This window comes from Aquimarina agarivorans (assembly GCF_000218485.1).
Classification (GTDB): Bacteria; Bacteroidota; Bacteroidia; order Flavobacteriales; family Flavobacteriaceae; genus Aquimarina; species Aquimarina agarivorans.
The window spans coordinates 1-2,961 of sequence record NZ_AFPB01000126.1 but is presented as its reverse complement, the minus strand read 5'-3'; the positions used below and the strand labels follow the sequence as shown (position 1 = coordinate 2,961).

The 2,961-nt window shown below is 35.8% G+C and carries 4 protein-coding genes; all 4 read left to right on the top strand.

Annotated elements, in window-relative coordinates; all coding sequences use genetic code 11:
• Positions 1-1,446: MTBMA_p00010-related P-loop-containing protein (locus GMC_RS22150; RefSeq protein ID WP_010521426.1), on the top strand; the 1,446-nt coding region annotated here is incomplete at its 5' end.
• A 197-nt stretch (positions 1,447-1,643) separates the two neighbouring features.
• On the top strand, positions 1,644-2,174 hold the full coding sequence (locus GMC_RS0106770) for a hypothetical protein (protein WP_010521425.1): 531 nt from the start codon (positions 1,644-1,646) through the stop codon (positions 2,172-2,174).
• Between the two features lie 40 nt (positions 2,175-2,214).
• Positions 2,215-2,436 (top strand): hypothetical protein, encoded by a 222-nt coding sequence (locus GMC_RS19335; RefSeq protein ID WP_010521424.1) that lies wholly within the window; start codon positions 2,215-2,217, stop codon positions 2,434-2,436.
• The gene (locus GMC_RS19330) at positions 2,430-2,726 is read left to right on the top strand and encodes a type II toxin-antitoxin system RelE/ParE family toxin (RefSeq protein ID WP_010521423.1); all 297 of its coding nucleotides are present in this window, start codon (positions 2,430-2,432) and stop codon (positions 2,724-2,726) included. The genes GMC_RS19335 and GMC_RS19330 overlap by 7 nt, the downstream gene beginning before the upstream one ends.
• Positions 2,727-2,961: the final 235 nt, after the last annotated feature.

Genomic DNA, 2,961 nt, shown 5'->3' with positions numbered 1-2,961 from the left:
AAAATAGAAACCCCTTCGAGTTTAGTACTCAAAGTAAAAGGACAAGTAAAAAATACGGGAGACACCTTAAAAGTCACCTTACAAACTACCGTTCCTCTCACCAAACAAATGCTCATCCAAAAGTTAGATTTATACGATTACACGAATCTAGAAAAGCACGCTAAAGTAGCCGCAAAAACCCTAGATATTGATACGGGCGAAATCTTAAAAGAGTGGCAAATCTTTGCTTTAGCCTTGGAAAAACAAACTGCTACCGAAAAGCAAGAAAAACAATACACCTTAGACGAAGCCACTAAAAACAGATGTTTAGAGTTTTTAAAATCTGACAATCTACTCCAAAGAATTAACGAAGCTATCGGGCAAACAGGTGTTGTAGGCGAAGCCGAAAATCGGCTACTCATTTTTTTAATTGCTACGAGTTATTATAGCGATAGTCCGCTGCATGGACTGATACAAGGATCTTCGGGAAGTGGAAAAACCAAGCTATTACAAAGTATTTATAAGCTAGTACCCAAAGAAACTTTTAAAAGCTTTACAAGAGTAACGGAAAGTAGTTTTTACAATTATGCAGAATATGCGCTGTGTCATAAACTCTTATGCTTCGAGGACTTGGACGGCTTAGAAGAAAAGGCCTTATTAGCCTTAAGAGAATTACAGAGTAGCGGAAAGCTAGACAGTTCTACAGCACAAAAGTTAGAAAGCGGACGTATTACCAGTGGTGAGAATAGCGTAAAAGGTCCAATAGCTTCACTAGCCTGCACCACTAAAGCCGATGTATACGAGGATAATATTAGCCGGTGTTTTGTAATTGCTGTTGATGAATCTGCTAGGCAGACAGCTGATATTATAAATTATCAAAACCAAGTAGCAGCTGGTTTAATCGATCTAAACCAGATCCAAAAGACAAGAGTTTTTATACAAAATTGTACTCGTGTTTTATTGCCCTTACAAGTGGTAAATCCTTTTGCTACGAAAATACAATTACCTCAAAACATCCATAAATTAAGACGATTACACGGTATGTACCAACACCTAGTTGCCCAGGTAACGTGGTGGCATCAGTTCCAACGAAAGAAGGATAACCAGGGCAGACTTATTACCGAAAAACAAGATTTACAATTAGCTTGTGATATCCTTTTTGAAACCATCATTCTAAAAGTAGATGAACTCCACGGAAGTCTACGACAGTTTTTTGAAAAGCTTAAAGAAGGGATTAAAAAGAAAGGTGAAGATGAACTCTTTAATCGATTTGATGTAAAGCAAATTACAGGAGCTAGTAAAACCCAAGCACATCGTTTTACACAACAGTTAGTTGAGTTAGAGTACTTACAGCAATTTGGATATGCAAATCGAGGATTTAAATATAAAATCGTGTATTGGGATAACTACAAAGCACTACGTGCTAAGATCAAAAATGACCTACAAAACCAAATAAACAAACTATGATGGAACACCACAGGAACACCAGACTACCGTAAATAAAGGTTTTATAGTTTGTGTTACAAGCGCTTGGAACACCAAAATTTAGCATAAACTCAATAAATACAATAGATACCACCGTTTTTTGTGCTAGTGTTCCAATATTCCAAGAAAGACTTAAGCGTACCCTTTTAAAATCGACCTATCCAAAATCAACCTAAGTCATGCCATTACCTTCAAAACGTTATGTAAAAGTCAATGTAAGTCAGCAGTTTAATTACCATACCGAAGCTTTTAATCATTTGGTTAAAATGTTATACCCTAAACGATCTACGATTAATAAATACGATTACTTGATCGATAAACATGCTTTTTTTACTGAACCTCAAAAACAAGTGATTAGTAAAACGGCTTCGAGTTTATGCATGCTTAGTGAGTTTTACCGAGATCAAGATAAGTTTGGGAATTTGTATGTGACACGAGAAGATATTTGCAATGCCATCCACATTTTACAAAGAGAGCTAGACCTTACAAATCGAAGTGTTTTGTTATCTCCTGTACTTCGTTGGTATGCCACTCAAATCCAATATCATTTTGGTAGTAATCCTTTTACTTTAAAACAGTTAAGATTACAACTTAGAAAAGGCAAAAGCCGTATTTATGAAGTCGTCCGAGAATTAGAATATCAAAAGATCGTAAAGCTTGTAGGTCAACAAGGTCATGCGCATGTTTTTGAGTTGGTCGAACACATCTAATAAAAAGGTATCTTTGTAATAGATGTAAAATACAAAGGTTATGGATTTAAAAGCAAGGAAATATGAGTTTATGCAGCTACTTTTTCAAGTAGAAAAAGCAAGTATCATGGATAAATTAGAAAGTATTATAAAGAAAGAACAACTCAACCAACGAGATACTTTAGAAGAATATAATGCTGATATAGATGCTGGTATTTCTGAGATTGAGCGCGGAGAATATTTTACTCAAGCAGAAGTTCGAAAAATGGCAAGTAAATGGTAGAAGTAGTTTGGCGTAAAGGCGCTTACAATCATTTAGAAAAACAATGCAATCACATAAAAAAGGACTCTCCAAAGTCAGCAGAAAAAGTTAAAAATACCATTCTTGATATTGCTGAAAGCTTAAAAAATAGTCCTAAAATTTACCCTTTAGATAAATACCGAAAAAATAATAAAGGTAATATCAGAGCTTTTGAAAAATACAGTTTACGAGTAGCTTATCAAGTTACAGAAAAGCAAATCAGAATCATTAGAGTTCGTCATACTAGTAGAGAACCTCTGAAATACTATTAAAGAAGTGTCTATAAAATAATCAGGACTCCCTAACGGTCGGAATTTAATACACATAGGTTACTCCTTAGCAGTCGAGCACCTATTCCACTATCAAAGGTCTCACCAGCCCCCACCCTATGCCAATACTTTTTAGTATTCACTTCCGCTGCGCTTCAGGACTACAAAAAAGCTATTGCCCCAGCCGCCTTGGTCTGGCTCGTCGTGTTCTCGGTCTTTTTTGTGTCATGGTTGATTG

What these genes read in the sequence shown, in the direction of transcription:
- GMC_RS19330 (WP_010521423.1), top strand. Translation starts at nt 2,430, where the DNA reads ATGGTAGAAGTAGTTTGGCGTAAAGGCGCTTACAATCATTTAGAAAAA.
- GMC_RS19335 (WP_010521424.1), top strand. Translation starts at nt 2,215, where the DNA reads ATGGATTTAAAAGCAAGGAAATATGAGTTTATGCAGCTACTTTTTCAA.
- GMC_RS0106770 (WP_010521425.1), top strand. Translation starts at nt 1,644, where the DNA reads ATGCCATTACCTTCAAAACGTTATGTAAAAGTCAATGTAAGTCAGCAG.